Annotated in this window: 1 protein-coding gene; it reads right to left on the bottom strand. The window is 37.7% G+C overall.

The window, feature by feature from the left end:
* A partial coding sequence (locus tag HMPREF2701_RS01545) for a MucBP domain-containing protein (protein ID WP_186821204.1) occupies positions 1–1,055 on the bottom strand: 1,055 nt, incomplete at both ends.

The raw sequence follows: 1,055 nt of genomic DNA, 5'->3' as shown, positions 1-1,055 counted from the left end.
TCACCAGTAACTTCTTTATAAACGTATGTTACTTCTTTCGTTTCTCCGGCTACTACTGTACCTGTTTCATCACCTTTAGTTGATGCTGGTACTAGTTCGTAGACTTTACCTTCTGCAGTTGTGATACGGTTTGGTTTCATTCCGTTATCAGAAGTATCATATGCTGATCCTGGTCTTCCGTCTACAGTGTCTTTTGCACCTGAAGCTACATTCGCACCATCCGCATCAACACCTACTAATGGAGTTCCGTCTTCTGTTTGGTAGTTAACGACTACTTGCCCTGCTTTTTCGTAAACGTAAGTTACTGTAGTTGTTCCTTCAACAACATCTCCAGTAGCTGGTTTAGAGTCATCTTTAAGTTCTTTAGCTGTTAAGTAATATTTAACACCATCTTTAGTGATTTCATCTTTTTTGTGGTCTGCTGTATCGTATTTAACGTTTAGAGAAGCATCTGTTTCGTCTTTTTCGTCTTTAGCAAGTACGTTACCTTCAGTATCTTCATACTTAACAACTACATTACCTTTAACTTCTTTATAAACGTATGTTACTTCTTTAGTTTCTCCAGCAACAACTTTACCAGTTTCGTCACCTTTAGTTGCTGTTGGTACTAGTTCGTATACTTTGCCTTCTGCAGTTGTGATACGGTTTGGTTTCATTCCGTTGTCTGCAGTGTTATAGTCAGTTCCTGCTTTAGCGTCTGTTGTGTCTTTTGCACCTGATTCCACATTAGCACCATCTGCAGTTCCTACTAATGGCGTTCCATCTTCTGTCTGGTAATTAACGATTACTGATCCAGCTTTTTCGTAAACGTAAGTTACTTCAGTAGTACCTTCAACTACGTCTCCAGTTTCTTTAGAACCATCTTTCAGTTCTTTAGTTGTTAAGTAGTATTTAACACCATCTTTTTCGATAGATTCTTTTTTGTGGTCAGTTGTGTCGTATTTAACATTTAGAGAAGCATCTGTTTCATCTTGTTCGTCATCAGCAAGTGTGTTACCTTCTGTATCTACATACTTAACAACAACATTACCTTTAACTTCTTTATAAACGTATGT

Source organism: Streptococcus sp. HMSC077D04 (assembly GCF_001808785.1).
Lineage (GTDB): Bacteria > Bacillota > Bacilli > Lactobacillales > Streptococcaceae > Streptococcus > Streptococcus mitis_BX.
Note: the sequence above shows the minus strand (reverse complement) of the source record. Positions and strands in the feature narration are given on the sequence as shown.